Source organism: Sphingobium sp. Cam5-1 (assembly GCF_015693305.1).
GTDB lineage: Bacteria > Pseudomonadota > Alphaproteobacteria > Sphingomonadales > Sphingomonadaceae > Sphingobium.
The window spans coordinates 1,763,576-1,787,144 of sequence record NZ_CP065138.1 but is presented as its reverse complement, the minus strand read 5'-3'; the positions used below and the strand labels follow the sequence as shown (position 1 = coordinate 1,787,144).

Here is a 23,569-nt window from a genome sequence, read left to right as displayed (position 1 = left end):
AATTTCCCTCCCGCAGGCAGGAGGGGCTAGGGGTGGGTGCGAGCGCAGCGAGCTTTCGGGCTAGCCGGTGAAGACGAAGCTCGGGCGTTGCGCTAGCCCACCCCCAACCCCTCCCGCCTGCGGGAGGGGAGCAAAGTCAATCAGTGCTTGCCCGGCTTGCTCGATGTGCCGGGGGCGGTTGGGTTGAGCAACTGGACCCCGCTAGGCAATCCGGTGCCGCCCATGTCGATCCTGGTCACCTCTTCGCGCGCTACCCGCGCCGGGTTGTCGCGTTCCTTGATGGCGGCCTTGGTTTCCTCGTCCTGCCCCTGATCATCGCCGTTGTCGCCGCCACGGGTCCAGCCGAGGATGATCGACATGCGGCGGTTGCGCGGGTCGTAGATATTGCCCTTGGCGAAGGGTTCGCGGTCGGCGACGCCTTCGATGCGGGCGAAGCGGTCGTTGCCGATGCCGCTCGCTGCCAGCGTCTTGCGCGTGGCTTCGGCGCGGGCCGACGATAGCATCCAGTTGTTCATGCTCTGGCCCGAGCTGTAGGGCAGGCCGTCGGTATGGCCGCGCACGATCAGCGGGTTGGGCATGCCGCGCACGACGCCCGCCACTTCGCTCACCAGCTCACGTGCTTGTGGGAGCAGGTTGTCCGTGCCCATGGCGAACATCGCGAAATTGGATTCGTCGATCAGGTCGATGCGCAGCCCCTCGCGCGTTTCGGTGAAGCGGACGTTGCGGCGCAGCTTGTCCATGCCCTTCTTGCGGGCCATGCGCGCTTCCAGTTCCTTCTTCACCGCTTCGAACTTGGCGCGGTCGGCGGCGCGGGTGGCCTTGCCGCCCTGATCCTTGGTGCCGGTCGCGTCGCGCGGGATGGTGATGGCGAGATTCCCTTGACCGCCGGTGGTCGGGTAATTTTCCTTGCTGACCATGGAGTCGCCGCCGAACAGGCCGCTTGACCCGGCCGAGGCCATCTTCAGTTCGACCAGCGTCGGCGTGAAATAGTCGGCGAGGCCCTTGCGCTGCTTTTCGGTGGTGGCGCCGAGCAGCCACATCAGCAGGAAGAAGGCCATCATCGCCGTCACGAAGTCGGCATAGGCAACCTTCCACGCGCCGCCATGATGGCCGCCATGGCCATCGACGATGATTTTCTTGACGATGATGGGCCGGGGTTCGGGCTCGTTCCCGCCGCGCTTCTTGTCCGCCATGGCTTATTTGCCCCGCATGCCGTCGAACACCTCGGCGAAGGCCGGCTGGTTGGCGTGGGTCAGGCTGGAGCGCGCCGCTTCGATGACCAGCGGCTGGGGATGGCCGTGCAGCGAGGCGATGATGATCTGCTTGACGACATGGTACATGGCGCCGTCCGCCTCAATCACCGCGCGGCAGCGATTGGCGAAGGGGCCGACCATGCCATAGGCGAGCAACACGCCAAGGAAGGTGCCGACGAGCGCCGAACCGATCATGCCGCCCAGGATGGCCGGGGGCTGGTCGATCGATCCCATGGTCTTCACGACGCCCAGAACCGCCGCGACGATGCCGAGCGCTGGCAGGGCGTCGGCCAGGCCCTGAAGATTGTCGGCGGGCTTCAGCGCTTCGTGATGATGGGTCTTGAGGGCATTATCCATGACCTCTTCGACCGCATGCGGATCGAGCGTGCCCGAGGACACGACGACGAGGCGCAGCGTGTCGCTCATCAGGTGGATCAGCGTCTTGTCAGCCATCAGGCGGGGATATTCGGAAAAGATCGTCGAGCTGGCCGGATCTTCGATATGCGGCTCCAGCGCCACGGGGCCTTCGACGCGCAGCGTCTTCATCAGGCGCGAGACGAGGAAGATGCAGTCGAGAAAATCCTGCTTCTTATATTTGGGGCCTTTGAAGACCTTGCCGAGGCCGCCGCCCAAAGCTTTCAGGTCAGCGCCCGAATTGCCGATGATCAGCGCGCCGACGGCGGCGCCGCCGATGATGAGCATTTCATGGGGCAGGGCGTGGAGAACGGGACCGATGTCGCCGCCCGTGAAGATGAAGCCGCCAAATACCATGGCGAGCAGCACGACCAGGCCAATGAGTGCGAACATGAGTACCCCTGAAAATTCTGCCCGCCGGGCTTTCACCCGACGACGCAAGATGCGCTTTCGTCAGATGGTTAACGCGCAATGGTTAGCGGGAGGTTTAGGACGAGAGGTTTTTTGCACCAAATCCGCCTCTTCTTCGTCATCCCAGCGGAAGCTGGGATCTCGGGCAGCGTGGTGCGCCCTCTCCTGAGATCCCAGCTTTCGCTGGGATGACGGAATGAGGGAGCGTCGCAGGCTGAACCTTAGCGAATCAGGTCGAACAGCGTCTGCTGGTTGATGCGTGCGAAGGCTGATTGCGCGGCTTCGAGCTGGAGCAGCTTGCTCTTCACCGAAGAGATGACTTCGGAAAGGTCGGTCGATTCCAGGCCCTGACGGCGTTCCTTGAGGTCCAGGTCAACGCTGGTCAGCCGGTTCTCGGTTGTATCCAGCCGGTCGCTGCGAACACCTTGCTTCGCCTGTTCGATGGTGATGTGGCCCTGCCCAGCCTTGATCGCGCCCAACGCCGATTGAAGGTCAGCGTCTGTGCCGCCCTGCAAGGCGGTGAGCGCCTGGCCTAATATGCCGTCCAGCGTCATGGGCGTTCCGCCGACGTCGATCCCTTCCGAAACCTCCTGCCGGGTGCCGACCACCGCCAGCTTCAATCCACGGCTAACCGGAACCAGCACGCTCTGCGTGTCGTCGAATACCGGCACGCCTTGATAGTCGGCCTGATTGAGCAGCGAACTGATCGCATCGCGGACACCTTTTACATCCTCGAAGATCGCGGCGCGCTGTGCATCGCTCAGTGATCCGTTGCGGGCAGAGGTGACCAGTTCCTGCGCGCTGATGAGCAGGGTGTTGATTTGGTCCAGATTGGATTCGGCGTTGGCCGCGCGACCCTGACCGTAGCTGACATTGGACTGCCAGGCCGATTGCTGCGCCTGCTCCTTGCCGATTTCCGACACCTGCACCCAAGCCAGGGAATTGTCCGATGGCTTGGTCAGTGTGATGCCGGTCGAAATGGCGGTCTGCCCTTCGATAATGCCTTGAGACAATGTCTGCTGACGACGGATTTCGGCGATCAGCGTCTTGTTGGTGATGCCTACCATGGGTCAGCCCTTTCAAATGATCTGCAGAATGGCGTCGACGGTTTCCTTCGCGATCTGAAGGATTTTCGCCGAGCCGGAATAGGCCTGCTGCAAACGGAGCAATTCGGCCGCTTCCATGTCGAGATCGACGCCGCTGACCGCTTCGCGCGCGGCGATCGCCTGGTCGCTGCGGCCCTGCGCGGTTGTCTGTTCGGCCTTGATGGACGCGAGCAGGTTCGCCTGCGTCGCGATGATCGATGTCCAGCCCTGTTCGACGCTGCCATTGCCACGCAGCACGGTCGACGCGTTCAGCAGATTGCCGTTCAGCGTACCGTCCGTGGACTTGGTCGCGAGCGCTGCCGGATCGGTGATAAGAGCCGTGACGCTAGCCGCCGTCGTCCCGGACAGGAGGGGCGCGCCCGCCGCATTGGCATCGGTGCGCCCCTGCGCGTGCCAATTGTTCACGTCCGTCACGAACTGCTGCGCCAGCGTGTCCAGGCTGTTGCGGCGCTGCGCCGTTGTGTCAGCCGAGGAAAAGAGGCCGCCAAGCGTCCCGTTGGACGGTGCAGTCAGCGCCGTGCCGCCAGCGGTGGCGAGCGCCAGCGTGCCATCGGCATTGACGGTCAGCGCCAGCGCGGTTGCATTGTCGCCCTGCACGATCGTTGTGCCATTATAGTTGATCGTAGCCACGTCATGCGCGCCGAAGCTGATGTCGACATTCAAATTGGCCGACAGCGTGTTCAGCGCCGCGTCGCGGCCATCCAGCAGTTGCGCATAGGCGGATGTGCCGGGCTGCGCGCGTAGCAGGCTGTTGTTGATGCCCGCCAGCTGGGACAGCGACCGGTTGATGGTTTCGACCGACGCGGTCGCTTCGGTGGCGATGCCGCTGGATACTTGCGACAGGTCGGCCGAGGTGCGCTGGAACGCTTCGGCAACACGGCTGATGCTGTCGAGCGTGGTGACGCGCAGCGACCGGTCGCTGGGGCTGGCGGCGAGCTTGTCGATATTCTGGTACATGCCCGTCATCAGCTTACCGATGCCGGTGTCGGTATCGTTGAGCGCGCCTTCCAGATCGGTCATCCAGCGCAGCCGGGCAGTGGAGCTGCTGAGCGCCATGCCGCTGTTACGCACGGCCGCGTCCAGATAGGGATCGGATGCGCGGTTGACGCCCTGCACCTCGGTCCCGCCGAAATTCGCGCGGGCGATATAGGTCGCCATCGTCGCCGTGGACGAACCGGATTCGACGGTGGTCAGCGAACGGCGCGAATAGCCTTCCGTGCTGGCGTTCGCGATATTTTCCGAAATCGCGGCCATCGCCTGGCGGTAGGCTTTCGTGCCTGAAGCGCCGATGATGAAGAGGTCGCTCATTCGCCCTTATCCGGTGTGACCGGAGCGGCGGGGGCTTTCGGCAGGCGACTTTCATATTGGCGCAGCAGCATCTCCGCGATGCCAAGTGCGCCCTTTTCCGCCATCGTGTCTGCGGTGCGCGCGTCGGACATGTCGCGAAACTGTTCGGTCGCGCTGGAATCGAAGATGCCTTCCCCGCCGCCAGACTGGCGCATGGTGCCGATCATCTGGCGCAGGAAGATCGCCTCGAACTGCTTGGCGGTCTTCTCCAGCTGCGCCTTTTCCGGCGATGCGCTGGGCTGAACCCCTGTGGAAATCGCGTTTATCTGCATCACAACACCACCAGTTCAGCCTTCATCGCGCCCGCCTGCTTCAAGGCTTCGAGGATCGCGACCATGTCTGCGGGAGAGGCGCCAATGGCATTCACCGCCTTCACTATATCGGCCAGCGATGCTCCACCTTTAAAATTAATCATTGGTTTCTTTTCCTGATCGATCGAAATCGAGCTGGAAGGCTCCATGGCGGTGCGCCCTTGGGAGAAGGGTGCGGGCTGGACGATGCGGGGGCTTTCGTTGACGCTGACGGTCAGTTTGCCGTGCGCGACGGCCGCCGGATGGATCCTGACCGCGCCGTTGATGACGACGGTGCCGGTGCGGGCGTTGACGATGACCTTGGCGGGCGCGTCGGCGGGCTTGATCTCGATATTTTCGATCATGCCCATCATCATGATGCGGTCGGTCGCGCCGGGGGCGGCGGTGATGTCCACCGATACCGCGTCGGTCGCGCGCGCGCGATGATCGCCAAAGGTCTGGTTGATGCCATCGGCCACGCGCAGGGCGGTGGTCAGGTCGGCTTCGGCGAGGTTGAAGGTGAGGGTGGGCGCCGTGTCGAAGCCGGTAGCTACCGCGCGCTCGACCGTCGCGCCACCGGGAATGCGGCCCGCGGAGGGAATGTTGACGGAGACCTGACTGCCGTCCGCGCCCGATACGCCGAGGCCGCCGACCGCGAGGTTGCCCTGCGACATGGCGTAGATTTCGTTATCCGCGCCGCGCAGGGGCGTCATGATCAGCGTGCCGCCGCGTAGCGACTTGGCCTTGCCGAGGGCCGAGACGGTGACGTCGAGGCGCTGACCGGGCTTGGCAAAGGCGGGGAGATCGGCGGTCACGAGAACCGCCGCTGCGTTCTTGAGCGAGGGATTGATCCCCTGCGGCAGCGTCAGGCCGAAGCGCGAGACCATGCCCTTTACGCCCTGCGTCGCATAGTCGAGGCTGTCGTCGCCCGTGCCTGCGAGGCCGACGACGATGCCGTAGCCGGTCAGCTGGTTGGGGCGCACGCCCTGGAAGGTGCCCAGGTCCTTGATCCGTTCGGCATGGGCGGGGGTGGTGAGGAGAGTGGCAGCGGCCAATGCCATGCCAAAAAGGTTACGCAGTCGTCCTCCAAATCCGTTCGCCCTGAGCCTGTCGAAGGGCCTTTCTTCTTTCTTTAAGAAAGTAAGGGGCTTCGACAAGCTCAGCCCGAACGGTGGTTTTATACCCGAGGGGGAGGAGATGCGGTCGAGGATGGTCATGGCTCTGCCGGTCTCCATCAGAAGGGGCTGATCATCGAGAAGAAGCGTTGCAGCCAGCCCTGGCGGCTGGCGCGGGCGATTTCGCCCTTGCCGGTGTAGATGATCTTGGCGTCGGCCACGCGGGTCGATGCGATGCGGTTGTCGGGCGTGATGTCGGCCTGACGGACGAGGCCGCTGATCTGGATGAACTCGTCGCCGCGGTTGAGCGTCAGCGCCTTTTCACCCTTCACCAGCATCGTGCCGTTGGGATAGACCGCCGCGATCGTCACGGTGATTTCGCCGTTGAGGGCGTTCGACTGCGTCGCGTTGCCCTTGCCGGTGAAGCCCTGATCGCCGCTGGCGGCAACGTCGCTGGGCGAGAACAGCTTCGAGAACAGGCCCGTGCTGGGTGGCGTCAGGCCGATGCTGCCGCTGCGGCTGGTGTCGGCCGAATTGGTCTTGGTCGCCTGCGTGCGTTCGACGAGGACGATGGTGATGATGTCGCCGACGCTCTGCGCCCGCGCGCCGCTGGTCAGCGGGGTGTAGCCCATCGATGCCTGGAAGATCGAACCGTTCGCCGGAGGGGCGGCAGGAGCGGCAACGATGGTGGGGGCAAAAAATTGCCGCTCGGCATCGCGCTTTTTGCCGGCCATTGCCGGGGTGGTGGCAAGGGCCACCGCTCCGAGGAAAATAAGAGCCGTTCGCGCTGAGCCTGTCGAAGCGTTCTTCTTCTTTTGAAGAGAAGGGAAGGGCTTCGACAGGCTCAGCCCGAACGGGTTATGGGGGGCGGGCATCATCCGGCTCACAGCTGCTGGTTCACATATTGCAGCATTTCGTCCGTCGCCTTGATCATCTTGCTGTTCACCTCATAGGCGCGCTGCGTTTCGATCATGTCGACCAGTTCCTCGACGACATTGACGTTCGAGGTTTCGAGATTGCCCGAGCGGATGACGCCGCGACCGTCCAGCCCTGCGACGCCGACCTGCGGCGTGCCGCTGGCTGCGCTTTCGGTCAGCAGATTGCCGCCGATCGGCTGGAGGCCTGCCGGGTTCATGAAGCTGGCGAGTTCGATCTGGCCGAGCTGGGTCGGTTCGGTCTGGCCCTGAAGCGTCGCGGTGACGGTGCCGTCATTGCCGATGGTGATGCCGGTCGCGCCCTGGGGCACGGTGATCTGCGGGATCAGGGGCAGGCCATCGCTGGTGACGATCGCGCCTTCCGCCGTGGTGCTGAAATTGCCCGCGCGCGTATAGGCGATGGAGCCGTCCGGGCGCTGGACCTGAAAGAAGCCGGAGCCTTCGATCGCCATGTCGAGCGCGTTGCCGGTCTGCTGCAACGTGCCCTGCGTGTTGATCTTGCTGGTGCCCTGCATCGCGACACCGGAGCCGAGGTTGAGGCCGGTGGCGAATTTGTTCTCGCTGTCCGAATTGGCGCCTGCGGCCACCATCTGCTGGTAGGCGAGGGTTTCAAAGTCGGCGCGGTCGCGCTTGAAGGCGGTCGTGTTGACGTTCGCCAGGTTGTTGGCGATCACGCGCATCTTCGTGTTCTGCGCGTCGAGGCCGGTGCGGGCGACATGAAGGGCTGCGTTGGTCATGGTCTAACTCCGTGATGCCGTCAGGCTTGCCCAATGGCTATGCTCAACGAAAAGCAAGGTTCGTGCCAAATTAACCATCAAGCCGCATGAGCGATGCGCCGCCGTCGTCCAGCTGCTTGGCGGTGTCGATCAGCTTCACCTGCGTTTCCCACGCCCGGCTGGCTTCGATCATGTCCACCAGCGCGGAGGTCGCGTTGACGTTCGACCCTTCGATCGATCCGCCAGTGACGGTCGCGAGCGGGTCGGTCGGTAGGACGCCGCCATTGGTTTCGCGGAACAATCCGTCGGTGCCCTTGGCGATGCTGGAGCCGACCGCGCGGACGAGCTTCAAGCCATCGACGCGTTGCGGGTTCGCCGGGTCGCCGCCTTGGGGCACGCCCCAGATGCCGCCGTCCTGCGAGATGGAGACGCTGTCCATCTGCGGCAGGGTGATCGGGCCGCCTTCGCCCAGGACAGGCAGGCCGTCGCCGGTGGTGAGGAGGCCGCTGTCGGAGACTTTGAGGTCGCCGCGGCGCGTATAGGCTTCGCTGCCGTCCGCGGCCTGAACGGCGAGCAGAGCATCGCCGTTCATGGCCACGTCCAGCGGATTGCCGGTTTCGACGACCGCGCCCTGCGCCATGTCGGACGCGATCACCTGTTCGGACGCTTGCGCCCGCGTTTCGAAACCATCGCCCTTGATCCAGCGCGTCTCTGCATTGGCGATCTCCGCCCGGAAGCCAACCGTGTTGACGTTCGCAAGATTGTTGGAAATCGCCGCTTGCCGCGCCATCGCGCCGCGCATTGCGGTGAGTGCCGTGTTGACGAGCCGGTCCATGGGTTTGTCCTGTTTCTAGCGGGCGTTAGCTTGGCTTAGGTGCGCATGTTCACGATGGTGGTCGAGAGCGTATTGGCTGCTTCGATCGCCTTCGAGTTCGCCTGGAAGTTGCGCTGGGCCGAGATCAGGGCGACCAGTTCTTCCGTGATGTCCACGTTGGCGCGTTCGAGGGCGCCCGAGCGGACCGAACCATAAAGGCCGCTGTTGCCGGTGCCAAAGCGCGGCTCGCCGCTGGCCGACGTCGAGGTCCAGTGCGCGTCGCCCATCTGGCGCAGGCCGTCCTGGCTGTTGAAGGCGGCCATGGCGGTGGTGCCGAGATAGACGGTCGTGCCATCGGCATAGACGCCGGTGATTGCGCCATCCTTGCCGACGCCCACGCTGTTCAGCTGATTGCCGGTGCCGCCAGCGGGCCAGTTGGTCGGCACCTGCAGGTCGGACAGGTCGGCCGAAGTCAGGGTGCCAGCGGCAAGACCGGCAGCGATCGCCGCGCTGGGCTGGCCGGTGGTGGGATCGACCGGGATGACCTGAACGCGGGCGCCGGTGGTGTCCACGACGAAGCGGTCTTCGGTCAGCGACAGCGCGCCGTTACGCGTGAAGCTGACCTGGCTGTCGCCGGTGCGCTTGACGGTGAAAAAACCTTCGCCGGTGATGGCGAGGTCGAGCGTCTTGTCCGTGCCCTCAATCGTCCCTTGCGTGAACTGCTGGGTGATGCCCTGCACGCGCGCACCCTGACCAGCGACCTGCGTGGTCGTCTGCATCGGCGCGGCGGCGAAGATGTCGCCGAACACGGCCTTGCTCTTTTTAAAGGCGGTGGAGTTCACGTTCGACACATTGTTGGCGATGGTGGCCAGATCGGTCTGTGCGGCCTTCAGGCCGGAAAGCGAGATGTAGAAGGACATGGCGTTACTCCTTGGGTGAAAAGGATTTGGGTGATGAGGTTAGGAGAGTGAAATGGCGTCCGATGGGCTGTAGCTGCCCAATGCTGTGATGAGTTTGGATGCGCTTCCGTCAGCGGGTGATTGGACGGCGGCGATGGTGGCCCAGCTGGCGACACGGGAAGGCGTTGCGCCGTTGACGCGAATCTTGAGTGCGTCGGTGGCGACCCTGTTTCCGGCTTCGTCCTTGCCGTCCCAGTAGAAGTTGACGTCGCCTGCGGATCGGTTGCCGAGGTCGATGGTCTTCAGGACATTGCCGTTGCCGTCCATCAGATCGACGGTCGCGCCGCTGGTGGCGTCCTTGAAGCTCACTTGGCCAGTATATTGGCCATAGGAGTCAGGCGCGACGATGTTGCTTTGGACCAGCATCGACTTGCCGATCCAGCTGGCGGCGTCGCCGAGGCGCGAACCCGTCAGCTGAGAGGCGAGGCCTTTCAGCGTCTGGTTCATTTCCGCGATGCCGCTGGAGTTGGTGATGGTCGCCATCTGGGCCACCATCTGCGCGTTATCCATCGGTGCGAAGGGGTCCTGCGTCTGCATCTGCGCGGTGAGCAGGCGCAGGAAATCCGCCTGGCCCATCTCCGCCTTGCCGGTGCCGACAGTCTTGTACGGATTATAGGCGGTAAGGCCCGCGCTGTCGGTGACGGTGTTGGTCGTGCTCATTTGCCGATCCTTATGGTTTCGAGCATCAGCGATTTGGCGGTGTTCAGCACCTGCACATTGTTCTGGTACATGCGGGCGGTCTCGATCATGTCGACCAGCTCCGCGCTGCTATCCACGGCCGCTTCCCACACATCGCCGTTCGCGTCGGCGAGCGGGTGATTGGGGTCGTGGCGCTTGGTCGGCTTGGCGTCGGTGGTGAGGACGTTGGCGACCTTCACCGTGGAAACGCCGGGCTTGTCGGTGACTGATTGGAACACAGGCTTGATGGCGCGATAGGCTTCCGCCTCGCTGCCGGTGACGTTGCCTGCATTCGCCATGTTGGAGGCGGTGGCGTTCAGGCGCACCAACTGCGCGCTCATGGCGCGGCCGGCGATGTCGAAGACGTTCATGGGACCAGAGCCGCTCATGCTCATTCTCCCTTCAGGGCGCGAGTGATGGTGTTGATGCGGCCCTCAAGGAAGGAGAGGGTCGTGCGATATTTGACGGCATTTTCGGCGAACAGCGTCTGTTCGGTGCTGAGTTCGACGGTGTTGCCGTCAAGGCTGGGTTGAAGCGGGACGCGATAGCCCATGCTGTCGTCCACGGCCTTGCTCACATCCGCGATGCCGCTGCCCTGCTGGCGCGTCGTCGCTTCCTTGAGCGCTGACTCGAAATCGATGTCCCGCGCCTTGTAACCGGGGGTCGAGGCGTTCGCGATGTTGGACGCGAGCAGGGACAGGCGTTGCGAGCGAAGCGCCAGCGCCTTTCCATGTATCCCGAACAGTCCGTCTTCCAGCGACATTTCCGTCTTTCCGTCTTTTTGCCCCGAGGGGCCTAAAAGTTGTGGGTCATTCGCCGTTCTGAAGCCTGAAGGCGTGAACCGCGGGTGATCCGAACGGGTATTCGCAAGAGCCGTGCCAATTTGCGTGGGTGACGCATCGGCAGGGACAAAAATGGCGGAAATCCTTGGGTTCGGATTGCGGTGGCGGCAGGGGCGGCAATATTTTGCCGGTCTCTGGCAAGGCTTTGCCGCAGGTGATCCGGGTGAATGGGGGATTGGTTGATGTTCGGGTTTTTGGCGCAGCTATTTGATCCCCTGACGCTGATCATCATGATCGCGGGCGTGGGCGCGGTGGCGCTTTTCCAAAATGGTGGTCCGGCGATCGGGCGGGGGTTCGTGGCTCTGGTGCCGCTGCTGCGCGCCGATCCGGACAAGGATCAGGCGACGGCGCGAGCGGCCTTGCTGAAGATCGATCAGGTTGCGCAGCTGCGCGGCCTTGCCTGCACCGATCGGGTGAAGACGGCCAATCCCTTCCTGGCTGAGGCAGCGCGCCGCCTCGCCAACAGCGAAAAGACCGAGCAGTTCGAGATTTGGGCGGCGCAGGCGCTGGCCGACCGGGCGCGCCGTCATGGCTGTGCGCGCAATGTCTGGCTGTCGATTGCCGATGCTGCGCCCGCATTGGGCATGGCGGGCACGATATTGGGCCTGATCGGCATGTTTGCGGCGATGGATGATCCGGCGGCGTTGGGGCCTTCCATGGCGCTGGCGCTACTGACGACGCTCTATGGCGTGGTGGTCGCCAACGTCATTGCTGCTCCCATAGCGAGCCGCCTCGCCGACCTGTCCGAACGCGAGTTGGCGTGGCAAAAGGAGGCGGTCACCCGCATGGTCGCTATCGCACGGCGGGAAAATGTGACGACGCTGCGGGCGTCCATCCGCGAGGTTGCGTGATGACCGCTGCTGCGTCGCAAGCCCGGCGCAATCGCTGGGCGGTGAGTTTCGCCGACCTGCTATTGCTGCTGCTCGGCTTCTTCATCTTGCTTCAGGCGAGCGGGCAGAAGCGCGACGCGATGCTGGCGCAGGTACGGCAGCAATTTGGTGGGCGGGCCGTGGCCAAGGATATGGAATTGCGCGCGGCGGAGCTGTTCCTGCCGGATGAGGCTTTGTTGTCCGATCGGGGCAGGGCGGCGGTTGCCAGGGTCGGGGCTGGTTTGCGGCGGGGAACAAGCAGGATCGACGTGAGCAGTATCGGCACCGATCCGGCGCGGCGGCGTTTCGATCCGTGGGATCTGGCTGCGGCACGACTGGGCGCGGTGGCGCGTGAGTTGAAGGCGCAGGGGCTGGCTGACGATCGGCTGCGCATTCGGGGCCTTGATCAGATGGATGGCGGCACCGGCAAGGGGCAGGTGATCCGCATCGGTGAAGCTGCCGGGCGGCGTTAACGACTTGTTAGCCATGTCGGATGCTTAATGCGTGGCATGAATCTGCCTGCATCCGGAGACCTTCTGTGAACAAGCTGCCCTTCATTGCCGTCATGGTGCTGGCCGCAGCGGCTGCTCAGCCTGCGCTGGCGCAGCAGAAATTCGAGAATCTCGATCGCCTGGACGGGCTGGTCGCGATGACCGTGGGCGCCAATATTGGCGAGCCGGGCGGGCCGATTGCGCCTGTCGATCGGCGGCTGCGGCTGGCGGCTTGTCCGGTGACGCCTAGCGTCGAAGGGCCGACTTTCGGCGCGGCGATCGTCAAGTGCGATTCCCTTGGCTGGCGCATACGCGTGCCGCTGAGTGGTGGTGCTGCTGCTGCTGGTGCTGTGGCGCCGGTCGCCCGTTATGGCGCGGTGGCCCGGCCTGCGCAGCGCGATATGGTTGTGAAGCGGGGCGACCCGGTCCAGCTGATCGCTGGCAATGCGAGTTTCAGCGTGTCGCGCGTGATGATCGCGGATGAAGATGGCGCCGTGGGCGACACCATCCGCGTGCGCGAGGACAAGAAAGCAGCGCCGGTTCTGGCGCAGGTCGTGGAAATGGGCACTGTGCGCATTCCGGGATTTAATGATTTTTGAACCCGGCCGTTATAGATAGGGCGGGACGAGTGAAGGATTGTAAGCCATGATCAAATCTGTCGGCCAGAATATGAGCGCCGCCATAGAGGCTTCCCGCCTGCGGGAAGGGGGCAAGACGCGGACCTTTTCAGACAAGGGATCGGTAAGCGTGTCGTCATTTTCAGCATCGGCCAGCCCGGCTGCGCGCATGGCTGCGGAAGGTGCGCCGGTCGATATGGACCGCGTCGCGGCGATCAAGGCGGCCATTGCGTCGGGCAACTATCCGGTCGATCCGGCTGCGATCGCCGACAGGATGCTCGCGCTCGACCTGCCGGTTAACGGGTAATCCTTCCCATGCCGCTCGGGCTTGCAGCGCTGGATGACCTCTTCTCCGCTTTTGAGGAGTTGCGCACGGCGCTTGATGGCACCGACGTGGCGGCGATCGATGCCGCCGCATCTCATGTGAGCAAGAGCGCTGCCGCAGTGCGCGCGATCGGCGCGTGGCGTGCGGATGACGCGATTCGTGAACGGGTGACGGCGCTGCTTCCCCTGATCGAAGCGGCGCGGGTGCGAATCAATGTGCTGACGGATCATGCGGGGCAGCGGCTGTCGTTGCTGGCGGCGCATGGGTCGACTCAGGCTCCGTTGGTTTACGGGCGGTAACCTGATTTCCGTTCGCCCTGAGCCTGTCGAAGGGCTCTACTTCTTGAAGAAGGAAAGGGCTTCGACAAGCTCAGCCCGAACGGTTGTACAGTTTTTGATATTGGAAATGAGGCGCCCCAGAGGCGCCTTTTTCTTTCATGCTGAACGCGGCATCAACATTTATGGAGCGCGCGTTAACCAAATCTTGGCATAAGGCTTGCTCTAATGCTCCCCGGTACCAACGGGGAATTTTCATTTGTCGGCTTTTGCAGACATAGCAGCGACAGGCGCATCGAGCGGCAACCGCGTGACGAACGCGATCGCTATGGCGAGCCGCAGGACGGGCGTGGACTTCGCCTATCTGCTTGGCCAGGCCAAGATCGAAAGCAGCCTCAATCCCACAGCGCGCGCGACCACGTCGTCCGCGACGGGCCTCTATCAATTCATCGACCAGAGCTGGCTTGCCGTCATCGACAAGCATGGCAGCGAATATGGGCTGGGCTGGGCCGCCGACATGATCAGCCGGGGGCAGAATGGCCGCTATTATGTCGCGAACCCGGAGATGCGCCAGCAGATACTGGACCTGCGCAATCATCCTGAAACCGCGTCCGTCATGGCCGCGCAGCATGCCGCCGACAACAAGGCCTATCTGGAACAGCGCCTTGGCCGCGAGGCTGAGCCGGTCGATCTCTACCTAGCCCATTTCCTGGGCGTCGGCGGGGCGAGCAAGTTCCTGTCCGTGCATGATCGTGCGCCTGACGCGACGGCGGCCTCCATGTTCCCGGCGGCTGCGCGGGCGAACCGCTCCATTTTCTACGATCGCTCCGGCAGTCCCCGTAGCTTCGCAGAAATCCGGGACCGGTTCGCGTCGAAGCTCCAGCGCGGTGTCGATTCGATCAACGCCGGACCCATCCAATATGCTGATGCTTCGCTGCCCGAAGGCGCGAAGACGGTGCAGCCCGCCGATTATGTGCGGATCGAAACCCAGCGCCTTGCGAACGCGGCGGACGTCTCTGTCCGGCCCGACCCGCAAACCGCGCGCCTCGCCTATCTCATGCTCGCCACCCTCGGAAGGTAACGGCCCGATATGACTCCCGCCCAAGTCAAAGCGAAGATCTGGATGAGCGCCGCCAAGGGGGCCGTGCTGCCCGTCGCGACGCTGATGGTCGTGCTGTTCATGATGGTGCCGGTGCCCGCGTTCATGCTGGACCTGGGTTTCATCACCAACATCATGATTTCGCTGGCGGTGCTGATGGTAGCGTTGAACGCCGCCAAGCCGCTCGATTTTTCGAGCTTTCCCACGGTGCTGCTGTTCGCGACTTTGTTGCGGCTGGCGCTGAACGTCGCATCGACCCGCGTGGTGCTGGTGTCGGGCCATGAAGGATCGGACGCGGCGGGGCATGTGATCGAGGCGTTCGGTCACTTCCTGATCGGCGGCGACTATGTCGTCGGCATCTTCGTCTTTGCGATCCTGATGATCATCAACTTGGTGGTCATCACCAAGGGTGCAGGCCGCGTGTCGGAAGTCAGCGCGCGCTTCACCTTGGACGCCTTGCCCGGCAAGCAGATGGCTATCGACGCAGACCTGAACGCTGGCCTGCTGACGCCTGAAGAAGCCAAGGTCCGCCGCCGCGAAGTCGCGACCGAAGCCGATTTCTACGGATCGATGGACGGTGCGTCCAAGTTCGTGAAGGGTGACGCGGTCGCGGGTATCCTGATCCTCGCCATCAACATCGTCGGCGGCATCATCCTGGGCGTCGTCAGCCACGGCCTCAGCATGGGTGAAGCTGCCCAGACCTATATCGTCCTCGCCATCGGCGACGCGCTGGTGGCGCAGGTTCCCGCGCTGCTGCTCTCCATCGCTGCCGCCGCCATCGTGACGCGCGTAGGCAGCGAGCAGGAGCTTTCGGACCAGATCACCGGCCAGTTCGGATCGAGCAAGGCCTGGGCGCCGGTCGCCGCGATCCTGACCTCCCTCGGCATCCTGCCGGGCATGCCGCACATGATCATCCTGCCTGCCGCAGCCGTTGCGGGCTATATCGCCTGGCACCTGCGCAAGAGCGCGAAGGCCAAGGCGGCCGAGCCTGCGCCTATGCCGGAGCCCGCCAACCCAGCGCTGATCGAATGGAATGACGTGTCGGACGGCGCGATCCTCGGTCTGGAGATCGGCTATGGCCTCATTTCTCTGGTCGACGAGCGCAAGGGCGCGCCGCTGATGGCCCGCATCACCGGCATTCGCCGCCAGCTTTCCAAGGAGTTGGGCTTCGTCGTGCCGATGGTGCGTGTGAAGGACAATCTGGCGCTGGAGCCCAATCAATATCGCATCACCATTGCTGGCGTCGTCGTTGGCGAGGACGAGATTTATCCCGACGATCTGCTGGCGCTCGACAGCGGCGCGCTGGAAGGTGTGGTGTCCGGCCGCGAGGCGAAAGACCCGACCTTCGGCCTCGACGCCGTGTGGATTTCGCCCGCCAAGCGCAGTGAAGCGGTTGTCGCGGGCTATACCGTGGTCGATCCGCCGACGGTCGTCGCCACGCACCTCAACCAGCTGATTGCCATGAACGCCAGCGAGATGTTCGGCCTGGACGAAGCGCGCAAGCTGCTCGACAACCTAAAGGACGCCGCGCCGCAACTGGTCGATGGCCTGACGCCCGGCACGCTAAGCCTGACGCAGATTTCGGCGCTGTGCCGCGCGCTCCTGTCAGAAGGGATCGCGCTCAAGGACTTCCGCCGCATCTGCGAAGCGATGGTCGATGCCGCTCGGCCCGACATGAGCCATGAGCAGTTGGTCGAGGCTGTCCGTCAGCGCATCGGCGCGCTCATTATTCAGGGTCTCGTGCCGGTGAAGATGCCGCTGCCGGTCATCACGCTGGACGGCGATCTGGAAGCGCTGCTCGCGCAGGCGATGCGGGTCGCAGGCGATGCCAAGCATCCGATCGAACCGGCGCTCGCCAACCGTATCATCGAAGCGGTGGTGCAGGCGGCGCGGCCCATCATGGGGCAGGCGCGTAATTTCGCCATTGTGACCTCGCCGGTGGCGCGCCGCGCGCTGGCCCGCCTGTTCAAGCCGCATCTACCCGAAACGCCAGTGCTGTCCTTCCTTGAGATTCCCGATGGCAAGGGTGTGGAAGTCGTCGCTGTCGTAGGTGGCGAACAGCGGCCCGCGCCCCGTCACGATCCGCTTCCCACTCGCGAACGCGTCGCCTGAGGATAACTGACCCATGTTCATGAAGAAGGTCATCGCCGGTTCCGACGTCAATACCTACGGCCGGTCGAACAACAGTCCCGAGCAGCTCGCCCGGCGCTATATGCCGCTGGTGCGCAAGATTGCGTGGCATGTGCATGGCCGCGTATCGAGCGCGGTGGAGGTTGAAGACCTGTTGCAGATCGGCATGGTTGCGCTGGTCGAGGCGGCCAACGGTTTTGAGGATCGCGGCCTGGGTTTCGCCTCCTATGCGCAGATGCGCGTGCGTGGGGCGATGATCGACCATCTGCGACGCGGCGCGACGATCGCCCGGTCGGCGATGGCGAACCGCAAGCAGCTGGCTGCGGTCCGCAACCGGCTGGAACAGCAATTGCGCCGCGCCCCGCTGGAAGCCGAGATGGCAGCGGCAATGGGCATGGAGGCCGCCGCCTATCGCGAGCTCGCCGATGGATGCGAGATGGTGCAACACACCAGCATGGATGAGGTCTATTCCGACCAGTCCATGTGGTTCGCCGATGTGGAAGACCGCGCCGACGATGTGATGGAGCGAGAGTCACTGAAAGCCGCGCTCGCCAATTGCATCGGCGAACTGCCGCAGCGTGAGGCGCTGGTGTTGCAGCTCTATTTTGTTGAGGAATTGAACCTGGAGGAAATCGGCCAGGCGCTGGATATTGGCGCGGCGCGGGTCTGCCAGATTAAGAAAGCTGCATTGGATAAGCTGCGCGAGAAATTACGCGAGTGGGACTGACATATGCGTCATCCCAGCGAAAGCTGAGATCTCGTGAGGCTATGTCGCTTGCTCTCGCCTGAGATGCCAGCGTTGGCTGACGCCGCCCTCCGGGTCGCTGGCATGACGATGTTTGCTAACGATCGTTCGCGACCGCCTGCTGAAGCGGAGCCGCCCCCCGGACCTGCTCGGGATAGTGCGGTGGACGATAGCTTTGTGCCCGCCACCATGGCTCTGCCACCTGGAACAGCCCGCTGCGTTCGGCCTTCTGCCCCAAATCCTTGCGCGCAGTGACAGCGGCAAGGACAGGTGCCAGCACCAGGCCCGCGACCACCGGCATGATCCACCCGACGGACGTACCGCCCCTGATCGCCAGCACGGTTAGCAAACCGCCCAGCATGATATGATATTTGAATAGCCAGATGGCGCTGGTGATCGACATGCCGTCGCGGTCGCGGATTTGGCCGCTCCAGCTGCTTTTCCGGCCCATCAATATGCCGAATAGGTTGATCGTCTGGGTCAACATGCTGACGGGCGCCATCAGGATCGAAAGCGCGATGTCGGCGATGACTCCCCGGCTCATGCGGGCTGCTCCGCCAAAGCCGATGCGGCGGGCGGGGTCGGCCATCGCCCACCCCATCGCCAGCAGCTTTGGACCGAACAGCAGCACCGCCGTCAGCGCCAGCAGGCCGCCCGATGGCAGGATCGCGCTCGGCGGCCAGACGCCAGCCAGTGCACCGCCCAGCACCACGAGCATCAGCGCGAGCCAGAGCGGCGACGTGCAATAGGCTGAAGCGCCGACCAGCAGCTGGAAGCGGCTGACCAGATGCAATCCCCTGATCCGGGGGATGAGCGGCACATGCTGGATATTGCCCTGGCACCAGCGTCGGTCGCGGGTCGCCAGGTCGGGCAGGGAAGGGGGAAATTCCTCGAAACTGTCATCGGCCATGACCATGTGCACGTCCCAGCCACGGCGGCGAAGCAGCGCGGCCTCGATCATGTCATGGCTCATGATATGGCCGCCAAATGGCGCGCGTCCGGGCAATTCGGGCAGGCCGCAGCTTTGTGCGAACGCCTTGGTCCGCAGGATCGCATTATGCCCCCAGAACATGCCTTCGGACCCTGCCCACCAGATCATGCCCGCAGCGGAAATGGGGCCGAACAGGCGGCTGGCGAACTGCTGCCAGCGCGCGAAGAAGGTCGTCGCGCCGACGACCGTCGGCACTGTCTGGATCAGGCCGACATGCGGGTGGCGTTCCATGTCCAGCGCTAGGCGCGCCATGGTCTGGCCGCTCATCACGCTGTCTGCGTCCAGCACGATCATATAGTCATAGCCGCCACCGAAACGCTGCACCCATTCGGCGATGTTGCCCGGCTTACGCCCGATGTTGAGCGCGCGTCGGCGATAATGGACGGGGCGCGAGAAGCCCTTGCGCATTTCCAGATAGGCCTGGCGCTCAATCTCGCCATTGGCGGGGTTGGAATCGCTCAGGATGAAGAATTCGAAGCGTTCATGGCCCATGACCTGCGCCAGCGAGCGTTCCATGAACGACAGGCGGCCCATGACGCCCAGGAAATCCTCATTACAGACGGGTAGAAGCACGGCGGTGCGGCCCCGGATCGGACTAGCGAACAGCGCGCGATGGGGTTGGGCGCTTGGGCCCTTGCCCAAGGTAAGGGTGAGGAAGCCGATCAGGCTGGTCGCAAAGCCGAAGGCGATCCACGCGAACAGCGGAATGAAGAGCGCGAGATAGACGCCTTCCCATAGCGAAATGCCGTCCAGACCAATCGACCGCCGCATCTCATGAGCCGCAATGGAGGCGGGGAGTAAAGCCAGCAGCACGACCAGCATGCGCCGCGCCCATTGGTCGATATTCAGCGGCCGATGGGGGAAGTCACGCGGATGTTCCCGGAAATCCTGTTCCGGCATGGCGAGGGGCATTTCGGCGGGCACATGCTCGAACCCGCGCGCAACGGCTTGCGCCGCTTCGCCGCTCGTCTGTCCGCCACTGATTGCCATCTTTGTGTTTCCGTTCTGTGATCGTAACGGACGCAACGCGCCCGGTCTTCGCCGGTTTCTTCAAGCGCCTAGCGGATAATGCACATATTCGCTGAGCGCGGTATTGCCGGAGCGAAGCTGAACCCGGATATCGGCCGCTTTGCCGCCATCCCGCCGCAGATCGAGGGCGACACGGAAGAGGCCGGGCTGATGCAGGACCGGATAGCCGCCCTTCCTGATCAATGCAGCGCCAGCCGCATCGACCCAGATGTCCGGCCGTGCATCTTGCGCAACGCCGGAAAAGTCGAGGATCAGGCGGTCCACGCCCGCTTCGTTCGCCTGTCCGGTCCAGATGTTGGCGAGCACCGCGCCGCTGTTCGCCGGTCCACCCGCGGACGACCAGTCCAGCCGGTAGCTGGCATCGATCCTGCCGCCCGCGCGCACCGCCGCCGCCGGGGTCCAATAAGCGCAGACATTATCGACATACTCGCTGGTGGTGGGAAATTCATAGAGCCGCACTTGCCCGGCACCCAATGGCTTGCGCGACGATGCCCAGAGCGAGGGGCGACGCTCGTAGAAAACGCCGTCATCCTGATAATGGTCGAAATTCCGGTCCCGCTGCATCAGGCCGAAGCCCTGCGGATTGCGTTCGGTGAAGGCGTCGACGCGCGGGGCGGACGGATTGATAAGCGGACGCGCATGGGTCGTGCCATCGGCGCTGCCGATCGCGAGCAGGTCGGAATCATGGATTTCCGGGCGCCAGTCGGTGCGCGACGCGCGGCTTGCCTGATCATACCAGAACATGCTGGTCATCGGCATCAGCCCAAGTTCGGCAATTGCGCGGCGGGGGAACAGGGCGGTGTCCACATCCTGCCGCACGCCCTGCGAGGTCAGCTCGCTTACGAAGCGATAGGCCCCGGTTATGGAGGCGCCGTCGAGCAGGGCATAGATGGTGATACTGCTGCGGCCGGTGCGCTCCAGCCAGAAATGGGTGAAGCGGGGGAATTCCTCCTTGCCCTGTATGCTGGTGTTGATGGCGATCGCACGGGCGGACAGGCCGAACTGCTTGGAGGCGCCGGGGGAGCGGAAATAGCTGGCCCCGAGGAAGGACAGCCAGTCGCCATTGCGAGCGGCATTCATGACGCGAAACCCGGCATAGCCTGCGTCCGGCCCCAGCTGTTGCACCGCATTGTCCGCGGGGGCGTCGAACATCGTCGGATCGTATCGCAGGGGCACGGCGCGGCCGTTTTCGACCAGCTCGATTTCCACTGGCTGTTCGGCCGAGGCGCTCAACGGGAAAAGCTGAACCCCCGTGTCGCCGGGCAAATTGCCCCAGATGGTCCGGTCTTCGCGGAAGCGCGCTTTGTAGAGGGCATCATAGTCGACCTTGCGTGCGCCGGGATGATGCGGCGTTTCCCGATAGGGCTGCCGCGCGAGCCTTTGGGCGCGAGCGATCACCATATTCCATGAAAAGCGCTCGCGCCCCTGCTGGGCCAGGGCCGATCCGGGCAGGAGAAGGGTGGCGCCTGAGGCGGCGATCATCGCGCGCCGGTCGATCTTCATCATGACCGTAATGATGGGCGCATGACCGCATATTGCAAGCCTGAGCGGACCAAAATGCGGTGAAGCCTCCGCCCGGGGGGACGGAGGCTTCGATATGCTGGCCGTTTGATCGAAGGTGGTTGCCCGGCGCGGTGGGGACTGTTGATGCGCCGGGTTCCCGTGACTGGCTGTCAGGTGACCAATACCCCGCCTGTCAGTTCAGCTATTCCAGATTACTGGATCAGCTTCAGGACGTTCTGCTGGCTCTGGTTCGCCTGAGCGAGCATCGCCGTCGAAGCCTGGTTCAGGATCTGCGCCTTGGCGAGGGCGGTCGTTTCGGCCGAGAAGTCGGCGTCTTCGATGCGGCTGCGGGCGTCAGAGAGATTGGTGATGTTGTTGGTCAGACCATTGACCGTCGATTCCAGCTGGTTCTGAGCAGCACCGAGCGAAGCGCGGGTCGTTGCGACATCCTTCAGCATGGTGTCGACGTCGGTCAGGGCGGTTGCCGCGCCGGTCGTCGTGCTGACGTCCGAAGAAGCAAGGTTGGTCAGTGCCGCGAAAGCGATGTTCACCACGTCGCCGGAATTGGCGCCAGCCTGAATGTTCACGTTGCCCGCTTTGGCAGTGTAGGTTGCGCCAGCCGCGCTGTTGAAGATGCGGACGCCGTTGAATTCGGTTGTGGCGAGGACGCTCGTGATCTGCGTCTTCAGCGCGGTCGCTTCAGCGTTCAGGTTGGTGCGATCGGTGGCCGAGTAGGTTTCCGACTTCGACTGGACGGCCAGTTCGCGGATGCGCTGCAGCATGTTGGCGACTTCGCCGAGCGCGCCTTCCGCCGTCTGGGCCAGCGAGATACCGTCATTGGCGTTGCGGATGCCCTGGGTCATGCCCTTGATCTGCGAGGTCATCTGCGAGCTGATCGCGAGGCCTGCTGCGTCGTCCTTGGCGCTGTTGATGCGCTTGCCGCTCGACAGACGCTCCATGGCGGTGCTCAGCGACTTGCCTGCGAGAGCCGAAGCGTTGGCGGCGCGCAGAGCAGAAGAGTTGGTTCCGATAACAGTCATGATATTCCCTTTCTATGTCCTATCAGGTCGCTGCCATCAGGATGCTTGCGGCCTCGAAAGGGGATAACGGCGGCGCGAAAAAAGCTTTTAGGGCTGAGCGCGATTTTTTCTTCTGAATCTTAAAAACCGAGGAAAAACGGAGGCTTGCCTGCGCATGTTTTTGAAGAGGGGGCCGCAGAAGAAGGCAAATGCGGAAGAAAATTGCCGCCGACCGGCAAGGTTATTGCCGCATTAACCAGATGATAACCATGCGAAGGGCATTTGTAAGGGCATCGAAGGGGGTTGGAACGTGCGGGGGCACAATCCGGCCAAAATGATTGGGGACTTTCATGGCATCGTTAGACGTCAGCCGAGGAGTCTGCGCCCTCGTTCCGGGCCTGCAGCACTGGCTGGAAAATGCCTTTTACATGGTACGCATTGTCGATGCGCAAAGCCCGCGTGAGCGTGATGATCGTCGCGTGCTGCTGGCGACCGAGATCGGCCATGCCACCCATCGCGACATCCTGATCAACATGATCGACGGCACGCCTTCGCTTGTGCCTGCCGCCAACGGCCTGCCCGCCCGCGTGGCATTCGGTCTTGAAGACATGGCCTTCGCCTTTGCCCTGATCGCTGAGCTGGCCCGTCCCGCGAGCGTCCCGGCAGTAGGTGACGCCGCCAGCACCCGCCTGATGACGCTGGCTGGCCGGGTTGCGCGCAGCGACGCCACCGTCCTGATCCAGGGCGACACCGGCACGGGTAAGGAAGGCATGGCCCGTTTCCTTCATGCGCAGTCGGGCCGCATTTCCCACGACTTTATCGCCGTCAACTGCGCCGCGCTTCCTGAAACCATGATGGAAGCGATGCTGTTCGGTCACAAGAAGGGCAGCTTCACTGGCGCGGCCAATGCTTCGGACGGCCTGTTCCTGGCGGCTGATGGCGGCACGCTTTTCCTCGACGAAATCGCCGAACTGCCGCTGCCGCTTCAGGCAAAGCTGCTGCGCGCTCTGCAGGAAGGCGAAATCCTGCCCGTCGGCGCGACCCATCCGGTGCCGGTCAATGTCCGCATCATCGCCGCCTGCAACCGTGACCTCGCCGCCGAAGTCGCTGCTGGCCGCTTCCGTGAAGATCTTTACTGGCGTCTCAACGTCATGCCGCTGGAACTGCGTCCGCTGGCCGAGCGTGCTGGCGACGTGACCGCGATCGCCGCCGCCATGCTGCTGCGTCATCAGGATTTCGTCTGGCCGACCGCCGCCGCGCTGGAAAAGCTGGCCGCCCATGTCTGGCCCGGCAATGCCCGTGAGCTGGGCAATGTGCTTCAGCGCGCCATCGTGCTGCGCGATGGCGAGCGGATCGACGCAGACGACCTGCACATCGCCAGCGCGCCCCAGCTGCGTGTCGTGGGCGCGCCTGCCCCGGTCGAGCCGGTTCGCCTGCGCGACGTCGCTCACCAGTCGAAACTGGAGGCAGTTCGCGCCGCGCTGCGTGAGACGGACGGCCACCGCGCCGCTGCCGCCGCCAAGCTTGGCATTTCAGAACGCACCCTGCGCTACCGGCTTGCCGAGATGCGCGAACTTGCAGCGGCTTGAGGGAGGT

General features: G+C 63.7%; 25 protein-coding genes. 9 read left to right on the top strand and 16 right to left on the bottom strand.

Translation table 11 applies throughout. The features are described 5' to 3' along the window. Positions 1–140: 140 nt before the first annotated feature. The 13 genes from IZV00_RS09005 to flgB form a co-directional block, all read right to left on the bottom strand. Positions 141–1,193 carry a flagellar motor protein MotB gene (locus tag IZV00_RS09005; protein WP_196224346.1) on the bottom strand — a complete coding sequence of 351 codons (1,053 nt, stop codon included), beginning with the start codon at positions 1,191–1,193 and terminating at the stop codon, positions 141–143. Positions 1,194–1,196: 3 nt separating this feature from the next. Continuing rightward, positions 1,197–2,060, bottom strand: a complete 864-nt coding sequence (motA, locus tag IZV00_RS09000; RefSeq protein ID WP_196224345.1) for a flagellar motor stator protein MotA — start codon at positions 2,058–2,060, stop codon at positions 1,197–1,199. Between the two features lie 239 nt (positions 2,061–2,299). Further along, positions 2,300–3,145: a flagellin gene (locus IZV00_RS08995; protein ID WP_196224344.1), complete on the bottom strand. Its 846-nt coding sequence runs from the start codon at positions 3,143–3,145 to the stop codon at positions 2,300–2,302. A 12-nt stretch (positions 3,146–3,157) separates the two neighbouring features. Next, positions 3,158–4,492, bottom strand: coding sequence for a flagellar hook-associated protein FlgK (flgK, locus tag IZV00_RS08990; protein ID WP_196224343.1), 1,335 nt, complete (start codon positions 4,490–4,492; stop codon positions 3,158–3,160). Next, the gene (locus tag IZV00_RS08985; RefSeq protein WP_196224342.1) at positions 4,489–4,803 is read right to left on the bottom strand and encodes a rod-binding protein; all 315 of its coding nucleotides are present in this window, start codon (positions 4,801–4,803) and stop codon (positions 4,489–4,491) included. Before IZV00_RS08985 ends, flgK begins: the two co-directional genes overlap by 4 nt. After that, positions 4,803–5,882: a flagellar basal body P-ring protein FlgI gene (locus IZV00_RS08980; protein ID WP_196224341.1), complete on the bottom strand. Its 1,080-nt coding sequence runs from the start codon at positions 5,880–5,882 to the stop codon at positions 4,803–4,805. Before IZV00_RS08980 ends, IZV00_RS08985 begins: the two co-directional genes overlap by 1 nt. Before the next feature lie 173 nt (positions 5,883–6,055). Beyond that, positions 6,056–6,670 carry a flagellar basal body L-ring protein FlgH gene (locus IZV00_RS08975; protein WP_196224340.1) on the bottom strand — a complete coding sequence of 205 codons (615 nt, stop codon included), beginning with the start codon at positions 6,668–6,670 and terminating at the stop codon, positions 6,056–6,058. 149 nt (positions 6,671–6,819) lie between these two features. After that, positions 6,820–7,608, bottom strand: coding sequence for a flagellar basal-body rod protein FlgG (flgG, locus tag IZV00_RS08970; RefSeq protein WP_196224339.1), 789 nt, complete (start codon positions 7,606–7,608; stop codon positions 6,820–6,822). 70 nt (positions 7,609–7,678) lie between these two features. Further along, on the bottom strand, positions 7,679–8,422 hold the full coding sequence (locus IZV00_RS08965; RefSeq protein ID WP_196224338.1) for a flagellar basal body rod protein FlgF: 744 nt from the start codon (positions 8,420–8,422) through the stop codon (positions 7,679–7,681). A gap of 35 nt (positions 8,423–8,457) precedes the next feature. Then, the gene (locus tag IZV00_RS08960) at positions 8,458–9,321 is read right to left on the bottom strand and encodes a flagellar hook-basal body complex protein (RefSeq protein WP_196224337.1); all 864 of its coding nucleotides are present in this window, start codon (positions 9,319–9,321) and stop codon (positions 8,458–8,460) included. Positions 9,322–9,360: 39 nt separating this feature from the next. Next, entirely contained in the window at positions 9,361–10,020 is a 660-nt protein-coding gene (locus IZV00_RS08955; protein WP_196224336.1) for a flagellar hook assembly protein FlgD, read from the bottom strand. Next, complete coding sequence (gene flgC, locus IZV00_RS08950) at positions 10,017–10,427, bottom strand: flagellar basal body rod protein FlgC (protein ID WP_196224335.1); 411 nt, start codon at positions 10,425–10,427, stop codon at positions 10,017–10,019. The genes IZV00_RS08955 and flgC overlap by 4 nt, the downstream gene beginning before the upstream one ends. A 2-nt stretch (positions 10,428–10,429) precedes the next feature. Further along, positions 10,430–10,801, bottom strand: coding sequence for a flagellar basal body rod protein FlgB (gene flgB, locus IZV00_RS08945; RefSeq protein ID WP_196224334.1), 372 nt, complete (start codon positions 10,799–10,801; stop codon positions 10,430–10,432). Positions 10,802–11,062: 261 nt separating this feature from the next. Here flgB and IZV00_RS08940 point away from each other — a divergent pair, with 261 nt between their 5' ends. The 8 genes from IZV00_RS08940 (at position 11,063) to IZV00_RS08905 (ending at position 17,413) form a co-directional block, all read left to right on the top strand. Next, positions 11,063–11,731: a MotA/TolQ/ExbB proton channel family protein gene (locus IZV00_RS08940; RefSeq protein ID WP_196224333.1), complete on the top strand. Its 669-nt coding sequence runs from the start codon at positions 11,063–11,065 to the stop codon at positions 11,729–11,731. Further along, positions 11,731–12,222 (top strand): flagellar motor protein MotB, encoded by a 492-nt coding sequence (locus tag IZV00_RS08935; protein WP_196224332.1) that lies wholly within the window; start codon positions 11,731–11,733, stop codon positions 12,220–12,222. The genes IZV00_RS08940 and IZV00_RS08935 overlap by 1 nt, the downstream gene beginning before the upstream one ends. Before the next feature lie 92 nt (positions 12,223–12,314). Beyond that, positions 12,315–12,839 carry a flagella basal body P-ring formation protein FlgA gene (locus tag IZV00_RS08930; RefSeq protein ID WP_196226585.1) on the top strand — a complete coding sequence of 175 codons (525 nt, stop codon included), beginning with the start codon at positions 12,315–12,317 and terminating at the stop codon, positions 12,837–12,839. 46 nt (positions 12,840–12,885) lie between these two features. Beyond that, positions 12,886–13,164 carry a flagellar biosynthesis anti-sigma factor FlgM gene (flgM, locus tag IZV00_RS08925; RefSeq protein ID WP_196224331.1) on the top strand — a complete coding sequence of 93 codons (279 nt, stop codon included), beginning with the start codon at positions 12,886–12,888 and terminating at the stop codon, positions 13,162–13,164. Positions 13,165–13,172: 8 nt separating this feature from the next. After that, positions 13,173–13,481: a hypothetical protein gene (locus tag IZV00_RS08920; protein WP_196224330.1), complete on the top strand. Its 309-nt coding sequence runs from the start codon at positions 13,173–13,175 to the stop codon at positions 13,479–13,481. A gap of 235 nt (positions 13,482–13,716) precedes the next feature. Further along, positions 13,717–14,538 (top strand): lytic transglycosylase domain-containing protein, encoded by an 822-nt coding sequence (locus IZV00_RS08915; protein WP_196224329.1) that lies wholly within the window; start codon positions 13,717–13,719, stop codon positions 14,536–14,538. A gap of 9 nt (positions 14,539–14,547) precedes the next feature. After that, positions 14,548–16,668 (top strand): flagellar biosynthesis protein FlhA, encoded by a 2,121-nt coding sequence (gene flhA / locus IZV00_RS08910; RefSeq protein ID WP_196224328.1) that lies wholly within the window; start codon positions 14,548–14,550, stop codon positions 16,666–16,668. Between the two features lie 13 nt (positions 16,669–16,681). Next, the gene (locus tag IZV00_RS08905; RefSeq protein WP_196224327.1) at positions 16,682–17,413 is read left to right on the top strand and encodes a FliA/WhiG family RNA polymerase sigma factor; all 732 of its coding nucleotides are present in this window, start codon (positions 16,682–16,684) and stop codon (positions 17,411–17,413) included. A gap of 115 nt (positions 17,414–17,528) precedes the next feature. On the opposite strand, the gene mdoH is transcribed toward IZV00_RS08905, so the two are convergent. The 3 genes from mdoH to IZV00_RS08890 form a co-directional block, all read right to left on the bottom strand. Next, on the bottom strand, positions 17,529–19,412 hold the full coding sequence (mdoH, locus tag IZV00_RS08900) for a glucans biosynthesis glucosyltransferase MdoH (RefSeq protein ID WP_196224326.1): 1,884 nt from the start codon (positions 19,410–19,412) through the stop codon (positions 17,529–17,531). Positions 19,413–19,472: 60 nt separating this feature from the next. Then, positions 19,473–20,957: a glucan biosynthesis protein gene (locus IZV00_RS08895; protein WP_196224325.1), complete on the bottom strand. Its 1,485-nt coding sequence runs from the start codon at positions 20,955–20,957 to the stop codon at positions 19,473–19,475. Positions 20,958–21,166: 209 nt separating this feature from the next. After that, complete coding sequence (locus tag IZV00_RS08890) at positions 21,167–21,994, bottom strand: flagellin N-terminal helical domain-containing protein (protein WP_196224324.1); 828 nt, start codon at positions 21,992–21,994, stop codon at positions 21,167–21,169. Positions 21,995–22,323: 329 nt separating this feature from the next. Between IZV00_RS08890 and IZV00_RS08885 the strand changes: the two genes are divergently transcribed. After that, positions 22,324–23,562: a sigma-54 interaction domain-containing protein gene (locus IZV00_RS08885; protein ID WP_196224323.1), complete on the top strand. Its 1,239-nt coding sequence runs from the start codon at positions 22,324–22,326 to the stop codon at positions 23,560–23,562. The last annotated feature ends 7 nt before the right edge of the window (positions 23,563–23,569 follow it).